Source organism: Neorhizobium sp. LMR1-1-1.1 (genome assembly GCF_040675795.1).
GTDB lineage: Bacteria > Pseudomonadota > Alphaproteobacteria > Rhizobiales > Rhizobiaceae > Neorhizobium > Neorhizobium cellulosilyticum.
On the sequence record NZ_JBEGHE010000025.1, the window covers coordinates 179512 to 206312 of the forward strand.

Annotated in this window: 27 protein-coding genes, 1 tRNA gene and 1 pseudogene; 15 read left to right on the forward strand and 14 right to left on the reverse strand. The window is 57.7% G+C overall.

The features are described 5' to 3' along the window. From upp to MRBLMR1_RS14040, 6 genes are all read right to left on the reverse strand, one after another. A complete protein-coding gene (gene upp, locus MRBLMR1_RS14015; RefSeq protein WP_148146120.1) occupies nucleotides 1-630 on the reverse strand; it encodes a uracil phosphoribosyltransferase in 630 nt (209 codons plus the stop codon). Between the two features lie 100 nt (nucleotides 631-730). Further along, on the reverse strand, nucleotides 731-1711 hold the full coding sequence (locus tag MRBLMR1_RS14020; protein ID WP_148146119.1) for an adenosine deaminase: 981 nt from the start codon (nucleotides 1709-1711) through the stop codon (nucleotides 731-733). After that, nucleotides 1708-2928: a phosphopentomutase gene (locus tag MRBLMR1_RS14025; RefSeq protein WP_148146118.1), complete on the reverse strand. Its 1221-nt coding sequence runs from the start codon at nucleotides 2926-2928 to the stop codon at nucleotides 1708-1710. The genes MRBLMR1_RS14020 and MRBLMR1_RS14025 overlap by 4 nt, the downstream gene beginning before the upstream one ends. A gap of 140 nt (nucleotides 2929-3068) precedes the next feature. Then, nucleotides 3069-3659: a TadE/TadG family type IV pilus assembly protein gene (locus MRBLMR1_RS14030; RefSeq protein WP_148146117.1), complete on the reverse strand. Its 591-nt coding sequence runs from the start codon at nucleotides 3657-3659 to the stop codon at nucleotides 3069-3071. After that, the gene (locus MRBLMR1_RS14035) at nucleotides 3659-4255 is read right to left on the reverse strand and encodes a TadE/TadG family type IV pilus assembly protein (protein WP_183684918.1); all 597 of its coding nucleotides are present in this window, start codon (nucleotides 4253-4255) and stop codon (nucleotides 3659-3661) included. Before MRBLMR1_RS14035 ends, MRBLMR1_RS14030 begins: the two co-directional genes overlap by 1 nt. A 122-nt stretch (nucleotides 4256-4377) precedes the next feature. Beyond that, nucleotides 4378-4785 carry a pilus assembly protein N-terminal domain-containing protein gene (locus tag MRBLMR1_RS14040; protein WP_500065090.1) on the reverse strand — a complete coding sequence of 136 codons (408 nt, stop codon included), beginning with the start codon at nucleotides 4783-4785 and terminating at the stop codon, nucleotides 4378-4380. Nucleotides 4786-5179: 394 nt separating this feature from the next. Here MRBLMR1_RS14040 and MRBLMR1_RS14045 point away from each other — a divergent pair, with 394 nt between their 5' ends. The 10 genes from MRBLMR1_RS14045 to MRBLMR1_RS14090 all read left to right on the forward strand — a co-directional run bounded on the left by MRBLMR1_RS14045 (nucleotide 5180) and on the right by MRBLMR1_RS14090 (nucleotide 14488). Then, nucleotides 5180-5356, forward strand: coding sequence for a Flp family type IVb pilin (locus MRBLMR1_RS14045; protein ID WP_148146114.1), 177 nt, complete (start codon nucleotides 5180-5182; stop codon nucleotides 5354-5356). 98 nt (nucleotides 5357-5454) lie between these two features. After that, on the forward strand, nucleotides 5455-5976 hold the full coding sequence (locus tag MRBLMR1_RS14050) for a prepilin peptidase (RefSeq protein WP_148146113.1): 522 nt from the start codon (nucleotides 5455-5457) through the stop codon (nucleotides 5974-5976). 119 nt (nucleotides 5977-6095) lie between these two features. After that, a complete protein-coding gene (cpaB, locus tag MRBLMR1_RS14055) occupies nucleotides 6096-6896 on the forward strand; it encodes a Flp pilus assembly protein CpaB (RefSeq protein WP_148146292.1) in 801 nt (266 codons plus the stop codon). Between the two features lie 15 nt (nucleotides 6897-6911). Beyond that, nucleotides 6912-8393, forward strand: a complete 1482-nt coding sequence (locus tag MRBLMR1_RS14060; protein ID WP_148146112.1) for a type II and III secretion system protein family protein — start codon at nucleotides 6912-6914, stop codon at nucleotides 8391-8393. 59 nt (nucleotides 8394-8452) lie between these two features. Then, nucleotides 8453-9139: a CpaD family pilus assembly protein gene (locus MRBLMR1_RS14065; protein WP_148146111.1), complete on the forward strand. Its 687-nt coding sequence runs from the start codon at nucleotides 8453-8455 to the stop codon at nucleotides 9137-9139. A 27-nt stretch (nucleotides 9140-9166) separates the two neighbouring features. Further along, nucleotides 9167-10459, forward strand: a complete 1293-nt coding sequence (locus tag MRBLMR1_RS14070) for a CtpF protein (protein WP_210297744.1) — start codon at nucleotides 9167-9169, stop codon at nucleotides 10457-10459. A gap of 33 nt (nucleotides 10460-10492) precedes the next feature. Beyond that, complete coding sequence (locus MRBLMR1_RS14075) at nucleotides 10493-11986, forward strand: TadA family conjugal transfer-associated ATPase (RefSeq protein WP_148146110.1); 1494 nt, start codon at nucleotides 10493-10495, stop codon at nucleotides 11984-11986. Between the two features lie 21 nt (nucleotides 11987-12007). After that, nucleotides 12008-13021 (forward strand): type II secretion system F family protein, encoded by a 1014-nt coding sequence (locus tag MRBLMR1_RS14080; protein ID WP_148146109.1) that lies wholly within the window; start codon nucleotides 12008-12010, stop codon nucleotides 13019-13021. 10 nt (nucleotides 13022-13031) lie between these two features. Then, nucleotides 13032-14006 (forward strand): type II secretion system F family protein, encoded by a 975-nt coding sequence (locus tag MRBLMR1_RS14085; protein WP_148146108.1) that lies wholly within the window; start codon nucleotides 13032-13034, stop codon nucleotides 14004-14006. A gap of 50 nt (nucleotides 14007-14056) precedes the next feature. Further along, on the forward strand, nucleotides 14057-14488 hold the full coding sequence (locus MRBLMR1_RS14090; protein ID WP_500065094.1) for a GFA family protein: 432 nt from the start codon (nucleotides 14057-14059) through the stop codon (nucleotides 14486-14488). Between the two features lie 6 nt (nucleotides 14489-14494). Here MRBLMR1_RS14090 and MRBLMR1_RS14095 read toward each other — a convergent pair whose 3' ends face one another. Together MRBLMR1_RS14095 and MRBLMR1_RS14100 are read right to left on the reverse strand one after the other, a co-directional pair. After that, nucleotides 14495-15028 (reverse strand): hypothetical protein, encoded by a 534-nt coding sequence (locus MRBLMR1_RS14095; RefSeq protein WP_148146107.1) that lies wholly within the window; start codon nucleotides 15026-15028, stop codon nucleotides 14495-14497. A 240-nt stretch (nucleotides 15029-15268) separates the two neighbouring features. Then, nucleotides 15269-16117 carry a tetratricopeptide repeat protein gene (locus MRBLMR1_RS14100; protein ID WP_394353661.1) on the reverse strand — a complete coding sequence of 283 codons (849 nt, stop codon included), beginning with the start codon at nucleotides 16115-16117 and terminating at the stop codon, nucleotides 15269-15271. Nucleotides 16118-16245: 128 nt separating this feature from the next. On the opposite strand from MRBLMR1_RS14100, the gene MRBLMR1_RS14105 reads away from it, so the two are divergent. The 4 genes from MRBLMR1_RS14105 (at nucleotide 16246) to MRBLMR1_RS14120 (ending at nucleotide 19408) form a co-directional block, all read left to right on the forward strand. After that, a complete protein-coding gene (locus tag MRBLMR1_RS14105; protein ID WP_148146106.1) occupies nucleotides 16246-17646 on the forward strand; it encodes a M17 family metallopeptidase in 1401 nt (466 codons plus the stop codon). Between the two features lie 54 nt (nucleotides 17647-17700). Then, nucleotides 17701-18051, forward strand: a complete 351-nt coding sequence (locus tag MRBLMR1_RS14110) for a MarR family transcriptional regulator (RefSeq protein ID WP_148146105.1) — start codon at nucleotides 17701-17703, stop codon at nucleotides 18049-18051. A gap of 11 nt (nucleotides 18052-18062) precedes the next feature. Beyond that, entirely contained in the window at nucleotides 18063-18908 is an 846-nt protein-coding gene (locus tag MRBLMR1_RS14115; RefSeq protein ID WP_148146104.1) for an NlpC/P60 family protein, read from the forward strand. Between the two features lie 131 nt (nucleotides 18909-19039). Beyond that, entirely contained in the window at nucleotides 19040-19408 is a 369-nt protein-coding gene (locus tag MRBLMR1_RS14120; RefSeq protein WP_148146103.1) for a hypothetical protein, read from the forward strand. A 137-nt stretch (nucleotides 19409-19545) separates the two neighbouring features. On the opposite strand, the gene MRBLMR1_RS14125 is transcribed toward MRBLMR1_RS14120, so the two are convergent. From MRBLMR1_RS14125 to MRBLMR1_RS14145, 5 genes and pseudogenes are all read right to left on the reverse strand, one after another. Further along, nucleotides 19546-19632 (reverse strand) — tRNA-Leu (locus MRBLMR1_RS14125). 92 nt (nucleotides 19633-19724) lie between these two features. Beyond that, complete coding sequence (locus MRBLMR1_RS14130; protein WP_183685053.1) at nucleotides 19725-20096, reverse strand: SelT/SelW/SelH family protein; 372 nt, start codon at nucleotides 20094-20096, stop codon at nucleotides 19725-19727. Next, nucleotides 20097-20927 (reverse strand): annotated as a pseudogene (locus tag MRBLMR1_RS14135) (NAD(P)-dependent oxidoreductase); the annotation flags it as partial. A gap of 155 nt (nucleotides 20928-21082) precedes the next feature. Continuing rightward, the gene (locus MRBLMR1_RS14140; RefSeq protein WP_183684919.1) at nucleotides 21083-21412 is read right to left on the reverse strand and encodes a hypothetical protein; all 330 of its coding nucleotides are present in this window, start codon (nucleotides 21410-21412) and stop codon (nucleotides 21083-21085) included. Nucleotides 21413-21491: 79 nt separating this feature from the next. Continuing rightward, nucleotides 21492-23264: a methyl-accepting chemotaxis protein gene (locus MRBLMR1_RS14145; protein ID WP_148146101.1), complete on the reverse strand. Its 1773-nt coding sequence runs from the start codon at nucleotides 23262-23264 to the stop codon at nucleotides 21492-21494. Between the two features lie 247 nt (nucleotides 23265-23511). On the opposite strand from MRBLMR1_RS14145, the gene MRBLMR1_RS14150 reads away from it, so the two are divergent. Continuing rightward, nucleotides 23512-23751 (forward strand): hypothetical protein, encoded by a 240-nt coding sequence (locus tag MRBLMR1_RS14150; protein ID WP_148146100.1) that lies wholly within the window; start codon nucleotides 23512-23514, stop codon nucleotides 23749-23751. 91 nt (nucleotides 23752-23842) lie between these two features. Here MRBLMR1_RS14150 and MRBLMR1_RS14155 read toward each other — a convergent pair whose 3' ends face one another. Beyond that, complete coding sequence (locus MRBLMR1_RS14155) at nucleotides 23843-26779, reverse strand: hybrid sensor histidine kinase/response regulator (RefSeq protein WP_500065098.1); 2937 nt, start codon at nucleotides 26777-26779, stop codon at nucleotides 23843-23845. Nucleotides 26780-26801 lie beyond the last annotated feature (22 nt).

A 26801-nucleotide genomic window follows, 5' to 3' on the forward strand; every position in this document is an offset into this window, starting at 1 on the left:
TTATTTCGTGCCGTACATGCGATCGCCGGCATCGCCGAGACCCGGCACGATATAGCCCTTCTCGTTCAGATGGCTGTCGATCGATGCCGTGTAGATCTTCACGTCCGGATGGGCTTCCTGGAAATTCTTGATGCCTTCCGGTGCAGCCAGCAGGCAGAGGAAGCGGATGTTCGTCGCACCGCGCTCCTTGAGCTTCTGGATTGCGGCGATTGCCGAATTGCCGGTCGCCAGCATCGGGTCGACGACGATCAGCAGGCGCTCGTCGAGACCATCCGGAGCCTTGAAGTAATATTCCACCGGCTGCAGCGTATCGTGGTCGCGGTAAAGACCGATGTGAGAGACGCGGGCCGACGGAACAAGTTCGAGCATGCCTTCCAGAAGGCCGTTGCCCGCACGCAGGATCGAAACGAAGACCAGCTTCTTGCCTTCCACGATCGGCGACTGCATCTCGGTGATCGGCGTCTCGATCGTTTCCATCGTCAGCTCAAGATCGCGAGTTACTTCGTAGCAGAGAAGCATCGAGATTTCCCGCAGCAGTCTGCGGAAACCGGCGGTCGACGTCTCCTTCTTGCGCATGATCGTCAGCTTGTGCTGCACCAGCGGATGATTGATGACTGTGACGCCGTCCATGACCTTTTATCCTTTTCGTTGCTTGTCTCTTCTTTTTCGAAAAACGTCCTGTTCTGCAAGGGGCGAGATCCTGCTCCAGGCATGATCCCCAGCCTGAACCTCAACTTTGCGCGTCGAAACGCTGCAGCAATCCCGCTTTCGTACCGTCATCCACGAATGCCGCCTCAAGCGCCATGCGGGTCATCTGGTTGATCTCCGCATCGCTCATGCCCATCGCCTGCGCGGCAATCTCGTATTCGCGGGCAAGCGACGTGCCGAAGAAAGGCGGATCGTCGGAATTGATGCAGACCTTCACTCCGGCTGCCTTGAGCCGTTTCAGGGGATGGCTGTCGAAATCGGCAAAGACGCCAAGCGCGATATTCGAACCGGGGCAGACTTCGAGCACGGTGCCGAGTTCCGCCAGCCGCGCCACCAGCGCCTCGTCCTCGATCGCCCTGACACCATGGCCGATACGCGCCGGCTTCACCAAATCCAGCGCATCCGTCACGCTGAATGGCCCGCACACTTCGCCTGCATGGATGGTGAGGCCTAGCCCCGCATCGCGGGCGATGTCGAAGGCGCGGGCGTAGTCAGCCACGCGTCCCATGCGTTCCTCGCCCGCCATGTTAAAACCGGTAACCAGAGGATTTTTCGCCCGCGCAGCATATTCGGCTGCCGAAATGACCCGCTCGGGTCCAAAATGCCGCTCGCCGGTGACGATGATCCGCGCCTCGATGCCGGTCTTTTCCTTCGCAGCAAGAATTCCGTCGCAGATACCGGCGAGGTAGGCATCCGCGCCAAGCCCGATCCGGTCGCCATGATCCGGCGACACGATGATCTCGCTATAGATCGTGTTGATTGCGGCGAGTTCGGAAAGATAGGCTTCGGTCAGAAGCGCATAGTCTTCTTCCGTGCGGAAAAGGGCAGCCACCGCGTCATAGGCGACCAGGAATTCGGAAAAGTCACGCCATTGATAGGCGCCGTCTAGCAGGAATGCACTAGCATCGACGCCATATTTGCGTGCCTGCGCTTCCGTCACGCTCGGCGGTGCGGCACCCTCGATATGGCAGTGGATCTCGGCCTTCAGAAGATGTTGCGTCACAGGAAACTCCATCCATGCCGACCGGCGGGAATGCCGAGATGTGCGGCGATCGTTTCGCCGATATCGGCATAGGAGGACCGGACCCCGATCGAGCGGGTGCGGATACCAGGACCAAAGGCCATGATCGGCACGCGCTCGCGGGTATGGTCCGTGCCGCGCCAGGTCGGATCGCAGCCATGGTCGGCGGTCAGTATCACCAGATCGCCCGGCTTCAGCCTGCGGTGAAAATCCGGCAGGGTCAGGTCAAAGGCTTCAAGCGCTGCGGCATAACCCGGCACGTCACGCCGATGACCGTAGATCATGTCGAAATCGACGAAATTGGTGAAGACCAGATCGCCGTCCGCCGCCTCGTCCATCGCGGCAAGCGTCGCTGAAGTCAGCGCCGCATTGCCATTCGCCTTGATCACGCGGGAAACGCCCTGATGCGCGAAGATATCGCCCACCTTGCCGACAGCGTGAACACTGCGGCCAGCTTCCACCAGCCGGTCGAGCAATGTCGGCTCCGGCGGAAGCACGGAGAAATCGCGCCGGTTGCCGGTCCTCTCGAAAGTCTCTGCCGTTTCGCCGGTGAAGGGGCGCGCAATCACGCGGCCGATATTGAGCGGGTCAAGCAGGCCACGTACCACCTGGCAAAGCTTGATCAGCCGCTCCAGGCCGAAATGCGTCTCATGTGCGGCGATCTGGAAAACGCTGTCACTCGATGTATAGCAGATCGGTTTTCCGGTTCTGATATGCTCCTCGCCAAGCCTTTCGATGATTTCCGTTCCCGAAGCATGGCAGTTACCGAGAATGCCGGGGATTTCGCCATCGCGGCAGATCGCCTCCACCAGTTCCGGCGAAAAAGCATCGCCTTCGGTCGGGAAATAACCCCAGTTGAACATGACGGGGGTACCGGCGATCTCCCAATGCCCGGACGGCGTATCCTTGCCGTTCGACAACTCGCTCGCCGCGCCATAAAGCCCGAACAGCCGCTCTGGAAGCGGCATGCCGACTGGATAATTGCCGCTTGCCATCTTGGCGATGTCCATCAGCCCGAGCGAGGTCATGTTGGGAAGCTTGAGCGGTCCCTCCCGCAGGCCCGCCCGGTCGGCCGCTCCGGCGGCGCAGAATTCTGCGATATGGCCGAGCGTGTTGGATCCCAGGTCGCCGTAATCGGCTGCGTCTCGCGCGCCGCCGACGCCGAAGGAATCAAGTACGAAGAGAAAGGCTCGCGCCATCTGTCACCAGTGATCTGAATGCCGTCTTGTCCGACCTCGTGGTCGAACTGAATCGCGTAACATATAGTTCGTGGATGCGGTTGGCAAAGACCTCGGCTGGTCGGTTGGGAAGCGTCGAAGAGCTTATCGGCCTCGAAGTCTCAGCACCCGTCACAGGTGATGCTGGTTCCTACACGCTGGCGATAATAAAACTCGCGGTTCAGCGTGATGGTTTGCAGGCTGCTCGGCATCAGCCCGGGCATAAACATCAACAGTTGGTGCGTGACCGAAACCTCGGCCCGAACCAGAAACGTGCTGGCCGAACGCATGTCGGTTGGCACGTTGACCGCGGAGCCATTGGAATAGGGCCGGCTGCCGTCTTGCGCCCAGGACCAGGCCACAGTCGGATTGCTCGAACCATCTATTGTGACGCCGGTAATCTTCATTTTCAGATTTTGAGGCTGGTAAGGCGTGAAAATGGCGTTTGCGACGCTCGTCATCTGCTGCAGGTCGCTTGTTGTAACCTTTGCCTGTTGCGTTACGAGATCTGCGACCGTGCTGGCCGTGCGGGTTACCCGCTTCGATACGCTGAGACCAATCGTCAATTCGAAAGAGGTGATGTAAAGGAAAAGCAGAAGTGGCGCGATCAGAGCGAATTCCACTCCGCCTATCCCCCGCACATCTGCCGCGAAGCGCCGCATCTGTTCGGTCAGCGGTAGTCGCGAGAGAATGTTTTGCAATTTCGCCCGCATCACGGATAATCCTCATTCCTGAAAGCAGAGGTTTCCACGATCAGGACGTAATTGGAGCCGCTGGTCGGGCGGATGTTGGAAATATACGGGCGAAGCAGATCGGTCGTGACGTCCCACTTGTAGTAGGCACGCAGCATGTTCTTGGTGCCAGATCCGCCCGGAGCAAAGCCAAGGCCTGCCGTATTGAGATCTCCGTTTGCCATCGGGATCGTCGTCGGCATGTCGGAGAAATTCGTATAGGGCTTTGCGTCGATAAACAGCTTGTTGGCTTTGGAGACCTCGGCCTCGCTGCACTGGATCAGGATCGAGATTTCACCGCAAAAGGCGCGGCGGAATTGGGTCTCGTTCATGTAGGTGGAAGCGGTACTGCTCGTGACTGTGATATTGCCGGTCCGCAGCTTGCGGCCCATCGTGTCGACGGCATTGGCGACCAGTTGCTCGGCCGTGTAGGCCACGAATGTCTCGACGATGGCAAAGACAATGAGAAAATAGGGAATAGCAAGCAGTGCGAACTCAATCGCCGCGGCACCGTCTTTCGAGCGAAAGAGCCTCTTCAAGCCGGATTGTGGTGCTTTCGGCGAAGTCGAGCCGGTCATTGGCGAGCGATCCTGATGCGTCTCTTCCTGACCGCTTGAGCGGCGAAAGTGAGTACGGACCATAATCAACGATTATTGAAAATCCGTTTCGCAACTGATGCAAATTGGTGCATTCGAGATGGTCAGGGTGTCTTCGCGGTTGTGTCGAACTCGGCATGCTGCTCGCAGTTCGGCGTACAGGAAAGCACGGTCCGTTCGGTCTGCTTGAATACCCGTACCGTATTACCTTCGTCGATGGAAACGAGAACCCGCTCGTCGGCAATCGCATTGCCATCCTGGTCAAGCAGCACGAGATTGGTTGTGCCAAAGCTGCGCCCAGTAAGAACAATCGTTGTTGCATCCGCCACGGTCGCATCTGCAACTTCCGAATTACCAACGATGACCTTAGCGACCGGCCGGTCAAGCTTGAGCACGCGCGCCTGATTCATGAATACGCGCAACACATCATGTCTGTCGTCGGCAGTGGATATGTCTGCGCTTAAAAGGGTTGAAGCAAGCGTGAAGGCGGCCAGTACAAGACGCAGCGCCATATTTAAGGTCCCCGGGCGGATTTCGATGTGAATAGAAGATGACCTTGATTGGTGAATGAAGCCTTAAGCTGGGGCGTAAGGCCGGCTCCGTTGCTCCCTGATCATCGCCATAGGCGGGCAAAATTGCTGTGCTTGGCCAGACCGGATCAATTAACTAGCTGAATTATATGTACTTCAATTGTTGGGCGAGAGTCTTCTTGTTACTCAAAAATGCTCTGAATTTCTGTCAGGTTCTATTTACCAAAGTGCTCCGAACTGCCTCGATTAACGATTGGGTAACGTTCCTCTTTAAGCGGTTGGCAATCGTCCGGCTGTAGTTTCCACGTCAACCGAGCAACGGGAAAACAGTTGTCGGTAAGTGCTGAACAACAATTGTGTGGAGTAGGAGAGTCCAATGACCAAGATTTTCGCTCGTTTTCGTAAAGATGAGTCCGGCGCAACTGCCATCGAATATGGCCTGATTGCTGCTCTCATTTCCGTTGCTATCATCGCCGGTGCTTCCACGCTGGGCAATACGCTCAACGCTGCCTTCATCAACATCTCCAACAAGGTTTCGAAGCCGAACGGCTAATATTCCTTGCCGCCGTCGTTTGGCACCGAAGACATTGGTTAAAGCCGTCCCGTGTAGGGCGGCTTTAAGCCGTTTCCAGCGATCTCGGGAAAAACTCTATGCTGAATGACATCGTCGCCGTTCTTGTACTAGCTGCCTTTCCTGCAGCCTTGGCTGCTGCGGCGATGAGCGATTTTCTGACGATGAAAATATCCAACCGGCTGTCGTTGGCTTTGGTTGCTGCTTTTCTCGTTCTTGCGCCGCTCGTGGGCGTGACGCTGGTCGATCTTGGCCTTAGCCTCGTGGTCGCTCTCATTGTTTTTGCAGTTTGCTTTGCTTTGTTCGCCGCCAATATCATGGGTGGCGGCGATGCCAAGCTTTTGACCGCGGCCAGCCTCTGGTTCGGCTTTGACCAGTCGCTTATCGCCTTTCTCGTTCTGGTGGCCTATTCTGGCGGCGCTGTGACCCTGCTTTTCCTGTTTCTACGGGTCAAGGCCGATCTTGTAATGTCGATCGGCATCCCGCTGCCCGTATCGATCGTTGGTACCAACAAGATCCCTTATGGCATTGCCATTGCAATGGGGGGCCTGATGGCATTTGGAACATCGCCAATTGCAATATTGGCGCTCAAGGCCTTCTGACCTCGCTGAGATCTATCGCAACATTGCGTTAACCAGCATTCTAAGCTTCTCATTAACCATAATTACACCATTGCCGCCCATCCTGTCGCGAAGATCAAGGATTCTTCTGGGACATGGCAATGAAGCCCGCTCGCATCATCATTTTGACGGTGGCCGTCGTGGCTGCAGGCCTGGCCGGTCTGCTGGCAATGAACATGTCTGGCACACAGGCGCCCCAGCTGGTGGAAACGGTGGTGAAGGAGCCGACGATCAATGTTCTGGTTTCAGCCGATAACTTGCCGGTAGGCAGTCGTCTGAACGAGAAGTCTGTCGAATGGTTGAACTGGCCGCGCAGCGGTGTTGCGGAGGGCTTCATCACCAGCGACGCGCGCCCCGATGCCATCAAGGAGCTTGAAGGCTCAGTCGTCCGCCTTCCAATCTTCAAGGGCGAGCCTTTGAGAGCCGAGAAGGTTGCAGACTCTTCCAGCCGCATCATGTCTTCGCTTTTGCCCTCCGGCAAGCGCGCGGTCGCAACGGAAATATCGGTTGCAACGGGCGCTGGTGGTTTCGTTCTGCCGAACGACCGCGTCGATGTCATCATGGTCCGTCAAAACAAGGATACCGGTGGCGGTTATGTCACCGAGAATGTCCTGAACAACGTTCGCGTCCTGGCCATCGACCAGAACATCCAGGAAGCGCCCGACGGCAGCAAATCCGTTGTCGGCACCACTGCGACCCTCGAACTTACACCCGATCAGGCAAAGGTCATTGCCGTTGCGCAGCAGATGGCTGAGCGACTGACGCTCGCCTTGAGGTCGGTGGCTGACGCACAGGAGGCGGACACGCAGGCCGCGGACTACCTTCTGCATGGCGGTGGCAAGGCGGATATCCAGGTCATCAAATCGGGGTCGATCATCACCGGCTCGACGCAGGCGAATTGAACGGAGCGATTGGTTATGATTTTGAAACGCAAGACCCGCGCAACCGTTTCGACCGGCCTGGCTTTCTGCCTGGCCTTTTCCGGCATTCCGGGCAGCTTTGCACCATCCTTCCTGACTGTTCCAAGCGCTTCTGCAGCCGATAGCGGAGTGATCCGCATTGCGCAGGGCGGTGTTGGGATCAAGCGGCGGGTGACGATTGGCCTGAACAAGGCACTGGTGATCGACCTTCCGTCCGATGCCCACGACATTCTGGTTGCCGATCCCTCAATGGCCGATGCCGTCACCCGCACCTCGCGGCGGATCTATCTTTTTGGCAAGACCGTCGGTCAGACGAATATCTTCGTCTTCGGTCCGGGCGGCGAGGAAATCGTCACGCTCGACGTGGAGATTGAGCGCGATATTTCCGGCCTCGAGGCAAACCTCCGCCGTTTCTTGCCGGATTCGAACATCAAGGTCGAAATCGTATCCGACAACATCGTGCTTTCCGGCTCGGTGCGCACGCCGCAGGATTCTGCCAAGGCCGCGCAACTCGCCAATGCCTTTCTGAAGGGCGGTGAGGCGACTACGCGCGAAATCACGGCGACAAGTGGCAACAACGGCGGCGACTCTGCAATCTATGCCGAAGGCCGACAAACCTCCACGGTCGTGAACCTCCTTTCAATTGAAGGTGAGGACCAGGTCACGCTGAAAATCACCGTGGCGGAAATCCGTCGCGAGGTTTTGAAGCAGCTTGGTTTCGACAACACTTTCACGCGTACCACGCCTTCCCGCAACGCCCTTGATGTTCTGACCGTCGAAGCAGGCACGCAAGGCCTGAATGGCACGATTGCCGGGCAGATCGGCAAGCTTGGCATTGAAACGGCGTTGAGCGCCCTGGAGCAGGCCGATGCGATCCGCACGCTTGCAGAACCGACACTGACGGCGATCTCGGGGCAGGCCGCAACATTCAATTCGGGTGGAGAACGTCTGTACTCCACCACCGGCGTCGATGGCGTGACCACTGTAACCCCTTATCAGTACGGCATCTCGCTTGCATTTACCCCGACGGTTCTGTCGTCCGGCCGTATCAGCCTGCGTATCCAGACACGGGTTTCGGAGCCTGTGCTCACGACGTCGGCAGCCGAATATCGCAAGCGCGATGCGGAAACGACGGTTGAACTTCCGTCCGGCGGCTCGCTCGCCCTGGCTGGTCTGATCCGCGATGATATCTCTCAGAGCATGAAGGGTACCCCGGTCGCCTCGAAGGTTCCGCTTGTCGGCGCGCTTTTCCGGGCAAAGACCTATGAGCGCAACGAGACCGAACTGGTCATCATCGCGACGCCTTATCTGGTCCGTCCGGTCAATCGCAACGAACTCTCTCGCCCGGATGACAATTTCCAGCCCGCCAGTGATGCCGAAAGCGTCTTCTTGGGACGGGTCAACAAGATCTATGGCCGTAAGGAGGCGTCCCCGCCGCCTGCGCCTTATCAGGGCAATGTCGGGTTCATCTACAAATGACGAAGCAAGCTCAGCTCCCAAACTTCGGCGGCAGCCGCTCGCAAGAAAGGCATCCATTTATGGATCCGAGAAAGACAACGCGATATTCGACGGGCCGCCTTTCGGCAGCGCTCGTCCTCGGCGCCGCAGCGCTGCTGTCTTCCTGCGCGGGCAAGGACAGCATGACCACCGGTTCCCTGCCGGACGATTACCGCACGCGCCACCCGATCGTGGTCGGCGAAGCGGAAAGAAAGATTGATATCCCGGTCGCCGCTGGTGATACCGGTCTCACGAAAGGCCAGTCGGAAGTCATCGCCGGTTTCATCGCGGAATACCGCCGGTCCTCGTCCGGCATTATCCAGATCATCACGCCGCGCGGATCGGCCAATGAAGGTGCGGTCGCGTCTGCCGCCTCCTCCACCCGCAAGCTGATGGTAAAGATGGGCGTTCCGGCCCAGAATATTCTGCAGGCGCATTTCCCCTCGGAATTCGGAGAATCCGCTCCCATGCGCCTGACCTATGTGGCGATTGCCGCCAAGACGGAGCAGTGCGGTACCTGGCCGGCCGACATGACGCTGAATATTCAGAGCAACAAGAACTACTATAATTTCGGTTGCGCCAACCAGAATAACCTTGCGGCCCAGATCGCCAATCCGAACGACCTTCTCGGCCCGCGCCGCATGACGCCGCCGGACGGAACGCAGCGCGGTCAGGTGATGGAGCGCTATCGCGAATCGTTCACCGAGCTCAAGGATATGGACGAATGATGAAGCGTAACGGTTGGGCCTGATCCGATGATAAGCACCGTTCAATACGACGTAAATGGACAGCCGTCGCAGGCTCATGATGCCGAGGAACATTCCTCGGCGCTTGATCTCGAATCCGTGCGGCCGTTGCCGCGGATCTCCATTCATGCCTTCTGCGAAAGCGAAGGCGTCCAGCATATGATCGACAAGATGTCGCGTGACCGGCGCATGGCAAAGGTCAACCTGCGTGTGACGAGCGGCGGCACAACGGCGGCCGCCAATATGTACACGTCTTCGCCGACCCCGAACCTGATCGTGCTGGAGACGGCGGCAGAGCCGCGCAATCTTCTTGCCGAACTTGCTCCTCTGGCAGAAGTCTGCGATCCTTCGACCCGCGTCATCGTCATTGGCCGTTACAACGATATCGCGCTTTATCGCGAACTGGTCCGCAACGGCATTTCCGAATATCTGGTGGCTCCCGTTCCGATGGTCGACATGATGGCAGCGATCTCCGCCATCTTCGTTGATCCGGATGCAGAGCCCCTGGGCAAATCGATCGCATTTATTGGCGCAAAGGGTGGGGTCGGCGCCTCGACGATCGCCCACAACTGCGCCTTCGGAATATCGAGCCTGTTCTCGACCGAAACCATTCTAGCCGATCTCGACCTGCCCTTTGGGACGGCCAACATCGATTTTGACCAGGATCCGATGCAGGGAATTTCCGAGGCGGTTTTTGCGCCGGAGCGTCTGGATGAGGTGTTTCTGGACCGCCTTCTGACGAAATGTTCGGATCATCTGTCGCTTCTTGCTGCGCCGTCGCTTCTCGATCGGGCTTACGACTTCGAAGGCCGCGCTTTCCAGCCCGTCATCGAAATCCTGCAGCGCAGCGCGCCGATCGCTGTTCTTGATGTACCCCATGCATGGAACGAGTGGACGACGTCGGTTCTTGCCGATGCGGACGAAGTTGTCATCTGCGCCGCGCCGGATCTCGCCAATCTTCGCAACACGAAGAACATTCTGGATGCGCTGAAGCAGTTGAGGCCAAATGACCGCGCACCGCATCTGGTTCTCAACCAGGTGGGAATGCCGAAGCGTCCCGAGATCAGCCCGTCCGATTTCACCGAGGCGCTGGAAATGGAGCCGATCGCCATTCTGCCGTTTGATTCAGCCCTTTTCGGCAATGCTGCCAATAGCGGCCGTATGATCTCGGAAATCGACGCCAAGTCTCCGGTGGCCGAAACCTTCTCGCAGATCGCCCATGTCGTCACGGGGCGCATCGCGGTCAAGAAGGCAAAGAAGGCTGGTCTCGGCAAGTTTCTTGGCATGCTGGGACGAAAGTAAGCCGCATCACGAAAGAGTTAGGTTTTAAGAAGCATGTTTGGAAAACGCGGAAACGACGGGTTTGGAAAGGGAGGCGCTGTCGTATCGCCGCCTGCACCTCAATTTACGCCCGCGCCAGCCGCATCGACGGCCTCGGAAGCCCCGATCAGGCCGCCTGCTTCGGCCGAAAACGCGACGATGCGGCAGCCCGTGGCGCCGCCCCCGCTCGCTCCGGCCGCGCCCGCACGCAAGCGGCCGGCCCGCAACGACCAGTATTACGATACCAAAAGCCAGGTTTTTTCGGCGCTTATCGACACGATCGACCTGTCGCAGCTCGCAAAGCTCGACAACGAGAGCGCGCGCGAGGAAATCCGCGATATCGTCAACGATATCATCACGATCAAGAATTTTGCGATGTCGATCTCCGAGCAGGAAGAGCTGCTTGACGATATCTGCAACGACGTTTTGGGCTACGGCCCGCTGGAGCCGCTGCTCGCCCGCGATGACATCGCCGACATCATGGTCAACGGGGCCGGGCAGACCTTCATCGAAGTTGCCGGCAAGACGATCGAATCGGAAATCCGTTTCCGCGACAACGCTCAGCTTCTGTCCATCTGCCAGCGTATCGTCAGCCAGGTGGGCCGACGCGTTGATGAAAGTTCGCCGATCTGCGACGCGCGTCTGCCTGATGGTTCGCGTGTCAACGTGATCGCTCCACCGCTTTCGCTTGATGGTCCGGCTCTCACCATCCGTAAGTTCAAGAAGGACAAGCTGACACTCGACCAGCTGGTCAAATTCGGAGCGATCACGCCTGAGGGCGCTGTTCTGCTCCAGATCATCGGTCGTGTCCGCTGCAACGTCGTCATTTCCGGTGGTACCGGTTCGGGCAAAACCACCCTTCTGAACTGCCTGACGCGTTATATCGATCTGGATGAACGCGTTATCACCTGCGAGGATACTGCCGAACTGCAACTGCAGCAGCCGCATGTTGTGCGCCTTGAAACCCGCCCGCCAAATATCGAAGGCGAAGGCGAGATCACCATGCGCGATCTGGTCAAGAACTGCCTGCGTATGCGCCCCGAACGTATCATCGTCGGCGAAGTGCGCGGACCGGAAGTCTTCGACCTCTTGCAGGCGATGAACACCGGTCATGACGGTTCCATGGGGACGATCCACTCCAATACGCCGCGCGAATGCCTGAGCCGTATGGAATCGATGATCGCCATGGGCGGTTATACGCTGCCGGCCAAAACTGTACGCGAGATCATCAGCGGATCGGTCGACATCATCATTCAGGCGGCACGTCTTCGTGACGGCTCGCGCCGGATCACCCAGGTCACCGAAGTGATCGGCATGGAAGGCGACGTTATCATCACCCAGGATCTGATGCGTTACGAGATGGATGGCGAGGACGCGAACGGGCGGATTATTGGCCGCCATGTTTCCACCGGCATCGTCAAGCCGCATTTTTGGGACCGTGTTCGCTATTTCGGTGAAGAGCGCCGCCTTACGGCAGCACTCGACGCCATGGAAACCTCCAAGGATTGAGACGGTTGAGAGGCAGTTCGCATGTTCGGGCTTGATTTGACCATGCTGTTGATCGTTCTTCTGGCTGCCGTATCGGCGGCCTTGGTGGCCTATGCGCTATTGTTCTCACGCCTGGAGACCGAAAAGAAGGCCGGTGCCCGATTGACGCGAGTGAAGGCCGCCGAAAGCGATCTGGGCAAGGCCAAGGCCGCGCGTGATCGCGTTCAGGAACTGTCCAAGCGGCGCAAATCCCTGCAGGATTCCCTGAAGGATCTGGAAAAGAAGCAGGAAGAGAAAAACAAGTATATCGGCGACAATAGCCTGAAATCCCGGCTTTCTCAAACTGGCTTGCCGGTGACGATGGGCCGTTTCTACGCAATGTCCGTTGGTCTCGGTTTCCTTGCTTCCCTCGTTGCGCTGATCGTCGGCATGCCCTTGCTTGCTTCGCTTGGTGCAGGTTTCGTTTTTGCCTTCGGTTTTCCACGCTGGGTCATCGGTTTCCTTATCAAGCGGCGACGCAACAAGTTTCTCGAGGAATTCCCCAACGCTCTTGACGTAATGGTTCGCTCGATCAAATCCGGCCTGCCGCTCAACGATGCGATCCGGCTGATTGCGGCCGATGGCAGGGAGCCTGTGAAACGCGAGTTCCAGCGGGTCGTGGAATCGCAGAAAATCGGCCTGAGCATTCCTGAGGCCTGTGCGCGCATGCTGCAGACCATGCCATTATCCGAGGTCAGTTTCTTCTCCATCGTTATCGCGATCCAGAGTCAGGCGGGGGGCAACCTCTCCGAGGCGCTCGGCAATCTCGGCAAGGTGCTGCGTGAGCGCAGGAAGATGAAGGCCAAGGTCAGCGCACTTTCGATGGAGGCCAAGGCCTCTGCCGTCATCATCGGCGCATTGCCGTTCATCGTCGCGACGCTCGTCTATCTCACCTCGCCGCAATACATGATGATCCTCTTCACCGATCCGCGCGGGCATATCATCATGCTTGTATCGGGAGTGTGGATGTCGATCGGCATCCTTGTGATGCGCAACATGATCAACTTCGAAATCTGAGGAGCGGACGGTGAAGGATCTTGCAGCAGCTATCACCGAGCCAACCCTGATCTTCGCAGTTCTGGTGGCGCTTGCCGTTTTCGCAACGCTCTATTCTCTGGCTGCACCGTTCATGGAACGCGGCGATCTGGATAAGCGCATGAAGGCAGTTTCCACTGAACGGGAGCAGATGCGCGCGCGCGAGCGGGCGCGTATGAATGCCGATGGCAAGGCAAGTCTGCGAACCCAGAACAATCAGTCGGTCCGCCAGATCGTCGAACGCTTCAACCTGCGCGAAGCACTGGTTGACGAAGGCACGCTCAACAAGCTGCGCGCAGCGGGATTGAGATCACAGAACGCTCTGAACATGTTCCTCGTGGCGCGTTTTCTTCTGCCTTTCCTGTTCCTGATCCTCGCTGCAGTCTGGGTGTTCGCACTTGGTAACCTGGCCTCCAAACCGATAGGGATCCGGATTCTCGCGGTTGTCGGCTTCGCCTATGTCGGGTTCTACGCACCGAACATCTTCGTTTCCAACAAGGTCGGAAAGCGGCAGAAATCGATCAAGCGTGCCTGGCCCGACGCGCTTGACCTGATGCTCATCTGCGTCGAATCCGGCAACTCGATCGAAGCCGCCATGCGTCGCGCGGCGGAAGAAATCGGCACGTCTTCGCCCGAACTGGCTGAAGAGCTAGCACTGACGACGGCGGAACTCTCTTTCCTCCAGGACCGCAGGACTGCGCTCGAAAATCTCGGGAACCGCACGCAGCTCGATATAGTCCGATCGGTCGTGCAGGCTTTGATCCAGGCCGACCGTTATGGCACGCCGGTATCGCAGGCGCTGCGCGTTCTGGCTCAGGAGAGCCGCGACGAACGCATGAACGAGGCGGAAAAGAAAGCTGCAGCCCTTCCGCCCAAACTGACCGTTCCGATGATCCTGTTCTTCCTCCCTGTTCTCGTGGCCGTTATCCTCGGCCCCGCAGGTATCCAGGTCTCCAGCAGGTTCTAATCTCTATCGCGTTCCTTTATGCATAAATCCTTGCCGCCGGAGGATAGCTGATGCTGGATGAAAATATCGACGAGATCGACGGAGCCTGCCACTGCGGAACTGTACGATTTCACGTGCGATTGGCAAATGGCCTGCGCAGCGCTCGACGTTGCACCTGCTCTTACTGCAGAATGCGTGGAGCGATCGCAGTTTCGGCAAATCTCGACGATATTAAGATCGTGTCAGGCGAAGCGGCGCTGACGCTCTATCAATTCAACACGAAGACCGCGAAGCACTATTTCTGTTCGGTCTGCGGTATCTATACCCATCATCAGCGGCGATCGAACCCGCAGCAGTATGGCGTCAACGTCGCCTGCCTTGAGGGCATCAGCCCGTTCGACTTCTCATCCGTGATAGTCAATGATGGCGTGCAGCATCCGTCGGATGGCATCGTTCCCGGCAAGTCCGGCCGCGCCGGAGTGCTGAAATTCATCGCGGAATAACCGCTGTTATTTTTTCGGTCCGCTCGCTTCGACCAGCATCCATAGGACATCGGGATTCTCGAATGCTCGTAATGGTATAAAGCGCCATCCCCCCGGCCGGATTTTCAGGACAAGGTAGCCTCGCCATATCTTCCGTCGGCGGACCATGCTCCAAGGTATATGGCCAGAAGCGCCTGCTGCGTCTGAGATCGATACCCCGGTAGTATCGATCGTGAAGATAGCGCGCTTGTTTTCAGACGGCACCAACATCCATTTGATCGCGTTGCAGAATGCAAGCGCGATGGGATAGGCTAACCAGCCGATCAACAAGGCTATCCATGTGTCTTGGAGTGTTAAGAATAGGGTTTCGACAGGTTCATCGAAGATCGATGAAATGCCTCTTGATGTATAGTGGTAAATCCCGATAGCCGAAGTTGCAAGAGACATCGAACTGCCGAAGATCAAAGTCGGTTTCCAAAGGTTATGCCATAAAAATTTCATGTTGTCGGAGAGCGCAAGCGTGGCAGAGCCACAGAACGATGTCACATTCGAGGATGTCATGAAATATTCCGACAAGCGAAATTGATCTGTTGAAAAGTAAACTTCGACTGAGCGTTTTATAAGCACCTCAAGCTTAGGTTGCAATTATGGTGCGGTGAAATTTTTTCGCGATATTGGATCGCGCATCAAGCTGCCAGATAAACGTGGGCTACTACAGGTTTGTAATGATATTCCTGGTGGTCCTTCAAGCCTCGGATGGGCCTGAATTCCGAGCAACCGTCAAAGGCTATGTCTTAGACCTCAGTTGACCGCAGATTTAGCTGCCTTGTCCTTGTCAGCAAGCTTTGCCCAGGAATTCTGCTGGGAGAGCATCGAGCGCAGATAGGTGACGTTGGTATCCGCCTGTTGCTGCGAAAGTTCCTTGCGGGCAATGGTTTCCGCTTCCGAGAAGCGTCCCTGCAATCCGACCACCAGTGCGAGGTTCTGCCGTACGCGGCTGTCGGCCGCCGGCTGCTGAGCCGCGTTGCGCATATAGGTTTCCGCGGTTTTGAGGTCGCCTGATAGAACATAGGACATGCCGAGATTGGACATGATGCTCGGTTCGTTCGGTTGGGTCTGCAATGCCGAGCGATATTTCTGCCGGGCTTCCTCCGAGCGTCCGAGCTGGTCGAGCACGGCGCCTTCGGCCGACATCAGTCGCCAGTCAGGATGATCCGGTGTCTGGGCTCTGCCAATCGTGCCGAGCGCCTGTTCGAGCTGGCCGGCTGCCGCCTGGGCCTTGCCATAGGCTGCAAGTACTTGCCGGTCACTGGGATTGGCGATTGCTACCTGCTGCATTACGGCAAGCGCCTGGGCGTGTTTGCCCGTCATGCCCAGCACTGTGGCATAACGTAGCCCGATATCGCGGTTTCGTGGGTCTTTGACATAGGCGCCGCCGATAGCCCGCTCGGTTTCGGCCAGTTGCGCAGCATCCATATTGTCTAGCGGCGTTGAAGACGTCTTCGCGATAGAACCGGTGGTAATCGTGTCGCGTTTCGAGGTGTTGCAGCCGCTTACAGCCATTGCCAGGCAGATGAAGATCGCGGCATGAGCCACGGACGAGTGTGAAATGAATGAACGCGTGGAGGATGTCTTTGATGCAGTCATCATGGTCTCGTCGGTCGTTGCCATGCCGTCTTCCAAGGCAATGAAGAGTGGCGCATTTCCCATCCAGCAATAAACTGTTAACCCTAACGAATTGTTAAGACCAATGATTCCCGAAGGTTATCGAAGCTGCCATGACGCCTTTCCAGCATATCCATCGCTCCTCGTTTTTCGCACCTGCAGGCACCGTCACCAAGCCCGTGACTGCGGTTACGCCAGCCGATCTGGAAGGCGGAACGCTTCCGCCTGATGCCGCTGACTGGGTAAAAGCATCAGGTTTCAAGGCCGACGCGGGCTCTGTTCTCGTCGTCCCCGGTCAAGGAGGATCGATATCCCGAGTGCTTTTTGGTCTCGGCAGCGATCGTGCCGAATCGCCTTTCCTGAGCGGCAGACTTGCAAAGCTCCTTCCCCCCGGCGACTGGTCGATCGATGCGGAAGGTATCGCTGCGGATCACCTGGCTCTCGGCTTTGGTCTCGGCAGCTATTCATTCGCCAAATACAAATCGGAAAAACCAAGGGATGCACGGCTTGTCGTTTCCGGTGATGCCGATGCCATGGATATCGAAAGGCAGCTTGCCGGTGTCCTGCTCGCGCGCGATCTTATCAACACGCCGACCAACGACATGGGCCCGGATAATCTTGAGGCGGCCTTCCGCGCGCTTGGCGAACATTACGGTGCACTCGTCAGCTCGATCGTTGGTGACGATCTCCTGGAGAAGAACTTTCCACTGATCCATACGGTCGGTCGGGCAAGCGCCGTCGCACCCCGCCTGCTCGAAATGCGCTGGGGCAAGAAGGGCAACCCGCGCATCACGCTCGTCGGCAAGGGTGTCTGCTTCGATACGGGCGGGCTGGATATCAAGACCGCGACCGGCATGGCGCTGATGAAGAAAGACATGGGCGGTGCCGCCAATGTCATGGGGCTGGCTTTGATGATCATGGATGCCGGCCTGCCCGTCGACCTCACAGTTCTGGTTCCGGCGGTCGAAAACTCGATTTCCTCCAATGCTTTCCGTCCGGGCGATATCTACAAGAGCCGCAAGGGCATCACCGTCCAGATCGACAATACAGATGCCGAAGGCCGCTTGGTGCTTGCCGATGCGCTTGCCTATGCCGACGAAACCCCGCCCGATCTCCTGATCGACATGGCAACGCTTACCGGTGCCGCCCGTGTAGCGCTCGGACCGGAACTGGCGCCGTTCTTTACCGATGACGAGGACTTGGCCGGCAAGCTTTCACTGGCGGCGAAAGAGGCTGCTGATCCAGTCTGGCGCATGCCGCTATGGATGGGCTACGACAAGGACCTGCGCACACGCGCGGCCGACATCACAAATTCGCCCTCTGGCGGCATGGCGGGTTCGATCAATGCGGCGTTGTTCCTCAAGCGTTTCGTCACGGCATCGCCAAGCTGGATCCACTTCGACATTTACGGATGGAATCCGTCCGAAAAACCGCATGCCCCGGTAGGTGGGGAAGCCTTCGCCATCCGGGCGCTCTATCGCGTCATCCGCGACAGGGCGCAAGCCGGGAAGTGAAAAACAGACCGGTAACGGTTTGACGTTACGATCGGCATCCGTTGGAGATATCGGATGCCGATCGAATTGACCGCAACGGAGGCCTTGGGGCTGTGGCACCGCGTTTCGCTGGAAGAGGTGAGGGGCGAAGCGGCGGACCTGACATTGCGACAGATAGCGATCCTGCTGCAGATCTATCTGATCCCGCCGCCGCATACGGTGCGGGGACTTGCCGAAACGCTCGGCGTTACCAAGCCCGTGATCACCCGTGCACTCGATAGGATGGGCGAACTCGGTCTCGTCGATCGCGTCAGGGATGATCGCGATCGACGCAATGTCGTGATAAAACGAACCATTGGCGGCGCGCTTTATCTGGAAAAACTCGGCGACCTGATCATCCGGGAAGCAAGACGTCCCGCCTCATGAAGGACAAGACAATGGAATTGGACAGACGTCTAAATGCCTTTCGGCCGGATCTCGCAGCGGAAGCGTTGAAGGGACAGGTCGAGGCAGCCCGCTTCGTGAAGGGTGAACCCGCGTCCGTCACCGGCTCCGTAGCGGCTCTGCGGCCGTTCCCGGATATTGGCCGCGGCATTGATACGGAACTTCTCTTTGGTGAGAGTGTCCGGGTGTTCGATCGTGCAAATGGTTTCGCCTGGGTGCAGGCCGATGCTGACGGGTATGTCGGCTATCTGCCGGAAGAGATGATTGGCTCGTTGGCTGAGCCGACGCACCGGATCACCGCCGCGCGGACCTTCCTCTACCCGGAAGCGGAGCTGCGCAAGCCGCCGATCAAGGCATTTTCAATGGGAAGCCTCATCACCGTCATCGGTGATGCGGAAACGCGCGGCACGCGCTATTTCCTTCTGGCCGGTGGCGGGGCTGTTATCGCAGCCCATTGCCTGCCGGTCGGCGAGGCAATGGCGGACGACTATGTGTCCGTCGCAACAAAGTTCATCGAGACGCCTTACCTCTGGGGCGGGCGCTCGGGTTTTGGCATTGATTGTTCCGGCCTCGTCCAGCTGGCTTTGATGATGGTCGGCAAAAGCGCGCCGCGCGATTCCGACATGCAGGCGTCTTTCGGCAATGCGATCTCCCGCGATGAGCTTCGTCGAGGCGATCTCGTCTTCTGGAAAGGTCATGTCGGCATCATGGAAGACCAAGAAACCCTGTTGCATGCGAATGGCCATACAATGACCGTTGCGCGCGAGAATTTCGAAGCGGCCGTCAAACGGATCGGCTGGCTTTATGAGCAGCCGACCGGCTACCGTCGTATAGTCTGACGCGGAGAGGCAGCACTTGTATGATCCTGGCTCCGTCATCACGAGAATGTTGGGCTCCTCTTCATGGTATCTGTGACCTCCTGCACCTATTTGTAAGGGGAAGCGCAGACCGAGATATGGAGTTTAGCCACATGCTTAAAGGTGCATGGATATTGCCAGCAACAATGCTGGTCGTGCTCATCCTCGCGGCGGTACCCTCGGTCGTCTTCGCAGCCGAAGGGGATGCGTTCGGTCCCTCCATGAATACCTATTTCAAGGACCTTCCCGGTGTCGTTCCCGAGGCGTCGCGGGTCGCCAAGGAAGCGCCGGAAGGTTATCGCTGCACGACTGGTGTCGGTTACACGTCCGAGCCGCGCCGGAGATTCCGCGGCAGCATTCTGGATGATCTTCCCGTTCAGGTCTATCGTTGCGAAACGCCGAACGGCGTCACCTACACCGGCACGCATATGCCCAACACCCAATGGGTCCCCGGCCTCAATCCGCGCCATCTCCCCGAGTGATTTTGGCCTGCCTATGGTGGGTAGGTTTGCTTTGAAAAAGGCTGATGCGACGAGCCGAAAGGGATTGCTTGAAGTGCAAATGCTGAAAACAGTAAAGGCCCGCAAGCGGGCCAATTACTAAACATAAACAATGGGAATGGTGCCCAGAAGAGGACTCGAACCTCCACACCCTTTCGGGTACCAGCACCTGAAGCTGGCGCGTCTACCAATTCCGCCATCTGGGCGACGGAGAGCGATGTACGGGGGTGGCCCCGTCCTGTCAACCGGCTTTTTGAAGTTTCTGTGTCAGTTGCCAAAAAAGTTTTCGACGATGGTCTCAAACCGGGTTTTCGGCTCCCATTTTGGCGGCCTGCCGATCGAGGTGACCGAGGTCCCTCTCGGGGTCGATCACGTCGCGAACGCGCTGTTTAAGCTCCTTCGGGCCTGGAAAGCCTCCGTCGCGCTTGCGCTCCCATAAAAGAGCACCGTCCAGCCTTATTTCGAACGCGCCGCCGGTGCCGGGAATGAGGCCGACCTCTCCGAGCGAATCACCGAAAGTCTGCAACAGCTCCTGTGCCATCCAACCGGCGCGTAGCAGCCAGTTGCACTGTGTGCAGTAGAGGATGGTGATGTGAGGTTTGCGGTGTGAGACAGCAACCGGCCTCGCGAGATCGCTCGCAGAGGCCTCGTCTAAAGCGAGCTTGACCATCGTCGCCAGGTCGGCATCGGCAAAACCGGCCTTTGCAGCCGTCTCGAAGCTTGCAAGCGCCGCCTTCATCGCCGGAATGGGCACATCGAGATGCAGGGCGTAGTCACGCACCACGCTAATATCCTTGACCACGCCGGACACGGGAAAGCCGACATGGCTTGTCTCGCCCAGCACGACAGGAAGGCGGCCTTTCATTGCGGGGCTTGCAGCCGGGCTCCCTGATAAGACCTCAATCATTTTCTCGCGGGAAAGCCCGGCCCGGCCCCCGAGCTGCAGAGCTTCCTTCAGGCTTTCCCAAAGGCCACTCAGCATCATGTTGTTGATAAGCTTCGACGCTGCTCCATGGCCTAGCGCGCCAACATGATGAATACGGTCGGAAAGCATCTCCACTACCGGCAGCAAGCGGCGGTAGTCGTCTTCATTCCCTCCGATGTAAAAACCAGCCTTTCCGGTGAGCAGTGTTTCAGGCCCGCCCGATATGGGGGCATCCAGCAATCGCCCGCCCTTAAGCTCGATAGCCGATTGGTGGCTGCGAAGCGTGAGCGGGCTCACCGTACTGGTGTCGACGATCAATTTGCCGGACAGGTCAAGGCTTTCGAGCGCTCTTACCATCGCATCCACTGCTGCATCATCCAGAAGGGCAAGGATGATGACGTCGGAAGTTTCGGCAAGGTCTGGAATGCCGCTGGCGGCAAAAGCCGTTTCGGGAAAGTCCTCCGGAACGCCACTTCGACTCCAGCCGGCAACTTCGAACCCGCTGGAAGCGAGCCGGACTGCCATAGCACGCCCCATGCGCCCCAGGCCGATGATGCCGATACGAGGTTGTGTCATGCTATCTCCTCCATTCTATTCCTGCCGCTAGAACCTTCCTAATCGGTCCTTTCGGTAAATGCCATTTCCATGCAGTTCGGCGTGAATTGCCCCGCTACGGAACAAAATCCGGTAACGCGCATTTTATTGGCTGGAATAGGAGGAAACGAAATGGCTTATGATCCCAATCCGAATGACAATCGTCCTGACCTGCGTACGCCGCCGCCGGCAACGCGAAGCAACTCATCCTGGATGGGGTGGGTAGCTGTTCTCGCCGTGATCGTCGTGGGTGCATTCGTCTGGTCGCAAATGGGTAGTGCGCCCACCGATGCGACGACGACGTCCTCGACGACCCAGCCGGCAGCGCCGGCGGCTCCAGCCCCGGCAACGCCGGCGCCAGCAACGCCGGCGCCAGCAACGCCCGCGCCTGCGCCGGCAGCACCGGCTCCTTCGGCACCGGCAAATAACGGCGGCTGATAACCGCTTACAGGCTGCTGATAAGACAAGAAAAAGCCGCCCTCTCATCGAGAGGGCGGCTTTTCGTTTCAATTCAGGTGATCGGCCTGTAGCGGCATCACGCGTGGCTCAGAAGTCTTCCCAGCCGGGTTCCACCGCCAGAGCAGCAGATCCCGCCGTGCGGAAATGGACAGGGGTGCGGATCGGTTTTGCCGTGGAGCGCATGGCTTTCACTGGCGTTGACGGCGCAGAATGTCCGGATGCCTGACCGAATCGGAACTGTTCGAGCAGCGAAAACAGCGCCTGTGATTCATGAGCGAGACTGCGACTTGCGGCAGTCTGTTGTTCTACCATTGCGGCATTCTGTTGTGTGCCCTGGTCAACTTCGTTGATCGCATGGTTGATGTTGCCGAGTGCAAGCGATTGTTCGCGGGAAGCATCAATGATGGCGATAATGTCGGAGTTGATGTGATGCACCTGTCCGCCAATTTCCTGCAATGCAGTACCGGCCTTGCTAACGAGCTCGACGCCGCTTGCTACGTGGTTCCCGGATGTCGTGATCAGTGCCTTGATCTCCTTGGCGGCGCCAGCCGAACGCTGTGCCAACTCGCGCACCTCCTGTGCGACAACTGCAAAACCCTTGCCGGCTTCACCTGCACGAGCGGCCTCTACACCTGCGTTGAGCGCCAGAAGATTGGTCTGGAAGGCGATCTCGTCGATAACGCCGATGATGTTGGAGATTTCGCGGGATGAGTTATCGATCGAATCCATCGCCTTGATCGCCTCGCGGACGATCTCGCCCGAGCGTTCAGCATCGGCTTTGGCACGGTTGACGAGTGCGCCAGACTCTTCTGCACGCTTGCTGGAATCCTTGACCGTCGTGGTAATTTCTTCAAGAGCAGCAGCCGTTTCCTCAACAGAGGCTGCTTGACGTTCCGTTCGTTGCGCCAGATCGTCCGCTGCGACACGGACTTCGTTGGAGCTGGAAGCTATGGCTCGGGCGTTGTCAGCAACCGTTGCCATGGCGTCACGCAGCTTGGCGGATGCGATGTTGAAGTCGACGCGCAGCTTTTCCAGCGAGGCAATAAAAGGCGCATCGATCGTTTGCGAGAGGTCACCATCCGCCATATTGGTGAGACAGGCGGCCAGCCGTTCGACGTTTTCCACTCGTTGGGTCACGTCTGTTGCAAATTTGACAACCTTTATGACGCGCCCTGTATCGTCGAATACGGGGTTGTAGGACGCCTGGATGAAGACATTGCGGCCACCCTTGCCGATACGGGTGAATTCGCCTGCAACGAACTCGCCCGAAAGCAGCCGCTCCCAGAACCGGGCATAGTCCGCCGACGCAGCATAGGTCTCATCGACAAACATGCGGTGATGCCGACCGACGATCTCGCTGAGGCCATAGCCGAGAGTCGACAGGAAATTCTCATTGGCGCCTATGATCGTGCCATCTGTGTTGAATTCGATCGTTGCCTGGGCCCGGGATATGGCGTCGATTTTGGCCGCGCTGTCGAGCGCATGCAGTTTCGAATCCGTAATGTCATTGGCGAATTTGATGACCTTGATGACTTTTCCGCTGCTATTCTTGACCGGATTATAGTTGCCTCGGATGAAGACTTCCCTTCCACCTTTGGCGATCCGCTTGAAATCACTCGAGAAGAACTGGCCATTGCGTAACGCGCTCCAGAAGGCCGTGTAGTCCTTAGACTTTACGTAGTTGGCTTCGACAAAAAGGCTGTGATGTTTGCCGATTATTTCCTGTGGCTGATAGCCCATCAGATCGCAGAAATTCTTGTTGGCCTTGATGATGCGACCTTCAAGATCAAATTCGATGATCGCCATCGATAGATCGAGCGCATCTAGAACTCGGTCTGAACTGGATTGGAAAGAAAACATAGTTGACTATCCTCAACATAGGAGGTTGCGTTACTGCATAAATTGTAATCGATATATAATATTCGGGTTAACTTACTGATAATACAGTAGGTTATTAATACTACGAGGGGTTTTCTCTCTTTAATGGATTGCACGCAATGGGTGCCTTTTTGGTGCGAATTTTAACTATTCATTAACCTTGTTGAGGGAGGCTTCCGACAATCGTCTCTATGGCGGTTGGTTGAAATGATCGGCAAGGAGAAAGAGCATGACGCTCCAGACGCTGCCCGGAAAGATCCTGGACAATGCCCACCACACGCTGCTTTTGATGCAGGAGGGCACAGCATTCCACGCTGTTTGTGTCGTGAATGACAGCGGCATCGGCAATGTCCGTTCGAAACTGTGCCTCATCGAAAAGATTGCAAGCCGCAAGCTTGATCACGGTGAAGTAGCATTTGACGGTCGCGTATGGATTACCTCGTCTGATCTCCCGCGCCCCGGCCATTAGGCCTTTCCCGGTGAGATCGTATCATGTTGTGGAATCCAACGGGATTGGACAATCGGGTCGCCCGTTTCAGACATGCCGAGGGCTCGGGAAGTTATTGCCCGGTCATGACGCTTTCGATCACCTTTGCAATATCATGCTCATTATAGGGTTTGCGCAGCAGGCCAGCCCGAGCTGGGGCTCCATCGGGCTTTTGATTCTCGCCGGTCGCAAAAATTACGGCGAGGCTCTGCTTGAGCTCGATCGCCTGTTTTACCAGTTCTCCGCCGCTTGTATCCGGCAGGCCGATATCCGTCAGCAGCAGATCGATCTCGGAACTCGCGAGCTCCTGAAGCGCCTCGTGTCCGTTAGAAGCCTCGATCACTTCGTGACCAAACTCCATAAGTATTTCGGCAGTATTGGATCGGATCAGAAAATCGTCTTCGACAAGCAATATCCTCAGTGCCGGTACTGAACGGTAGGCGCCAGGTTCCGAGACATCGGTTCTTGGAGATGCCGATTGTTCCACTTGCTTCTGGTTGGCGATCACATGGCGGATACGGCGCGCCAGCGCCTCGCGAGTATAGGGTTTCGATAGAAGCTCGACACCAACATCGAGAATGCCGCCATGCACGATCGAGTTTTCCGTGTAACCCGAGGTGAACAGGACAGCGAGATTGGGTAAACGCTCCTTGGCACGGCGCGCCATTTCCCTACTCTTCAGCGGGCCGGGCATGACGACGTCGGTGAAGATTACGTCGATTGGAATACCGCTCTCGACCACGTTGAGGCCTGCCTGAGCATCCTTGGCGGAAAGGACCCGATAACCGAGATCGGTCAGCGTCTCTATAACGGTGGTGCGGACCTCCTCGTCATCCTCGACGACAAGCACTGTTTCGGTTCCGCCGACGACAGGGCCGGCAGGAACGACCACCTCGCGATCCTCGTCGGCAACAGAGCGGGGAAGATAGACCTTGACGGTCGTGCCTTGGCCGACCTCGCTATAGATTTTCACATGGCCGCCTGACTGCTTGACGAAACCATAGACCATGGAAAGGCCAAGCCCGGTTCCCTTGCCTTCCGGCTTGGTCGAGAAGAACGGCTCGAACACCTTTTCCAGAACTTCGGGCGTCATGCCTGAACCGGTATCGGTAACGGCGAGCAGGACATATTGCCCGGCTGCAACTTCCGCATGGGCGCGGGCGTAATCCTGGTCGAGGAAGGCATTGCCGACCTCGATCGTCAGCTTGCCAGATCCCTCCATCGCATCGCGGGCATTGATCGCAAGGTTGAGCAGCGCGTTTTCCACCTGCGTAGGGTCCGCATAGGTGTTCCACAGCCCGCCGCTGGCGATGACCTCAACCTCGACTGCCTCGCCCAGCGACCGGCGTAGAAGATCGTCCATGCCTGCAATGAAGCGGCCGATATTGATGACCCGCGGCTCCAGTGCCTGACGTCGGCCGAAGGCGAGCAACTGGCTGGCGAGCTTTGCGCCGCGGTGGACGCCGGCCAGCGCATTTGAAACACGCCGCTCGGCATTTTCGTTGCCGGCGATGTCCTTGGCGAGAAGCTGCAGATTGCCTGCCACGACCTGAAGCAGGTTGTTGAAGTCATGCGCCACACCGCCGGTCAGCTGGCCGATCGATTCCATCTTCTGCGCCTGCTGCAGCGCCCGTTCCGCCAGCCGACGCTCGGCGATCTCCGCCTCGACTCGCGCCTCCAGGCCTTCGTTGAGCTGCTTGAGCTGTTCCTCTGCGCGCATGCGGTGGCGAACCTGCCGCTCCAGATTGCTCGCATGTTCCTGCAGGCTGGCTTCGGCCGCACGTTGTTCGGTGATGTCGGTATGGACTCCGACCCATTCCTCGATCTCGCCATCCGCACCGATGATTGGCACACTGCGGATCGAGAAGGTGCGGTAGACGCCATCATGGCGCAGAACCCGGTGCTCCCAGATATAGGTGGACTTGGCGGCAACCGCGGCCTGCCAGCTTGCTACGGATCCGGCACGGTCATCCGGATGCACGGCATTCGACCAGCCATAGCCTTGATATTCCTCCGAGGATTGACCCGTCAGGGACGCCCAGCCGGATTGTTCGCCGAGCATGCGTCCATCCGCCGTGTTCGTCCACAATACGCCATGGATGGCGTTGACGGCAGCCCGGAAGCGGTTGTTGCTGTGGCGAAGCGCGGTTTCCGAGCGCTTGCGGGCCTCGACATCGATGATCAGCACATAAATGCCGTCGATCTCGCCCTTCGGCGTGCGGCGCGGCACGTAGCGGACTTCCGCCGTGCGTTTTTCACCATCGGGGCGGCGGATCACCGTATCATTGATGATCGCCTCGCCTGAAAAGGCTTTGTTTATGAACGGGATGCGGGTCTTGTAATAATCCTGCCCGACAATGTCGGCGACATGTTTGCCGATCACGTCGGCGGCTGGAAGGCCGAACCATTCCCGGTAGCCTTCATTGGCGAAACGATAGGTGCTGTCGCGATCGATGAAGCCGACGAGGATCGGCAGGGCGTTGGTCAGCTGGGAAAGTTCCTCGCGGCTTTCCGCCAGCGCCTTGACCGCCTTCACCCTGTCGGTATTTTCAAGCACCGTGCACAAAACGCCGTCGACTTTGCCGCTTTCGGCATAGATCGGCGTGTAGAACAGGTCGAAAATCACGTCTTCGGGAACGCCATGCCGATGCAATGTCATCGCCTGGTCGCGGAAGGATTGCACTTCGCCGCGAAAGCCGGCTTCGAGAATTTTTCTGTTCCAGTCCCAGATCTCCGGCCAGATGCCGGGAACGGTGCCGCCGAGCGCGCGGGGATGATAACTGCCGGCGATTTCGATGTAACCGTCGTTGTAGATCATCACATGGTCATCGCCCCACATAAGCACTTGCGGGATGGGCGAATTGACAATCGAATTGACCTTTATTCGCAGATGCTGCGGCCATTCGGAAATCGGTCCGAGCGAGGTCTGCGACCAGTCGAATGCGCGGACAAGTTCCCCCGCTTCGCCTCCGCCAATCGGCCAATGGGCGGATACGACCTGATAGTTCATGAATTCACCGAAACGTGGGAGT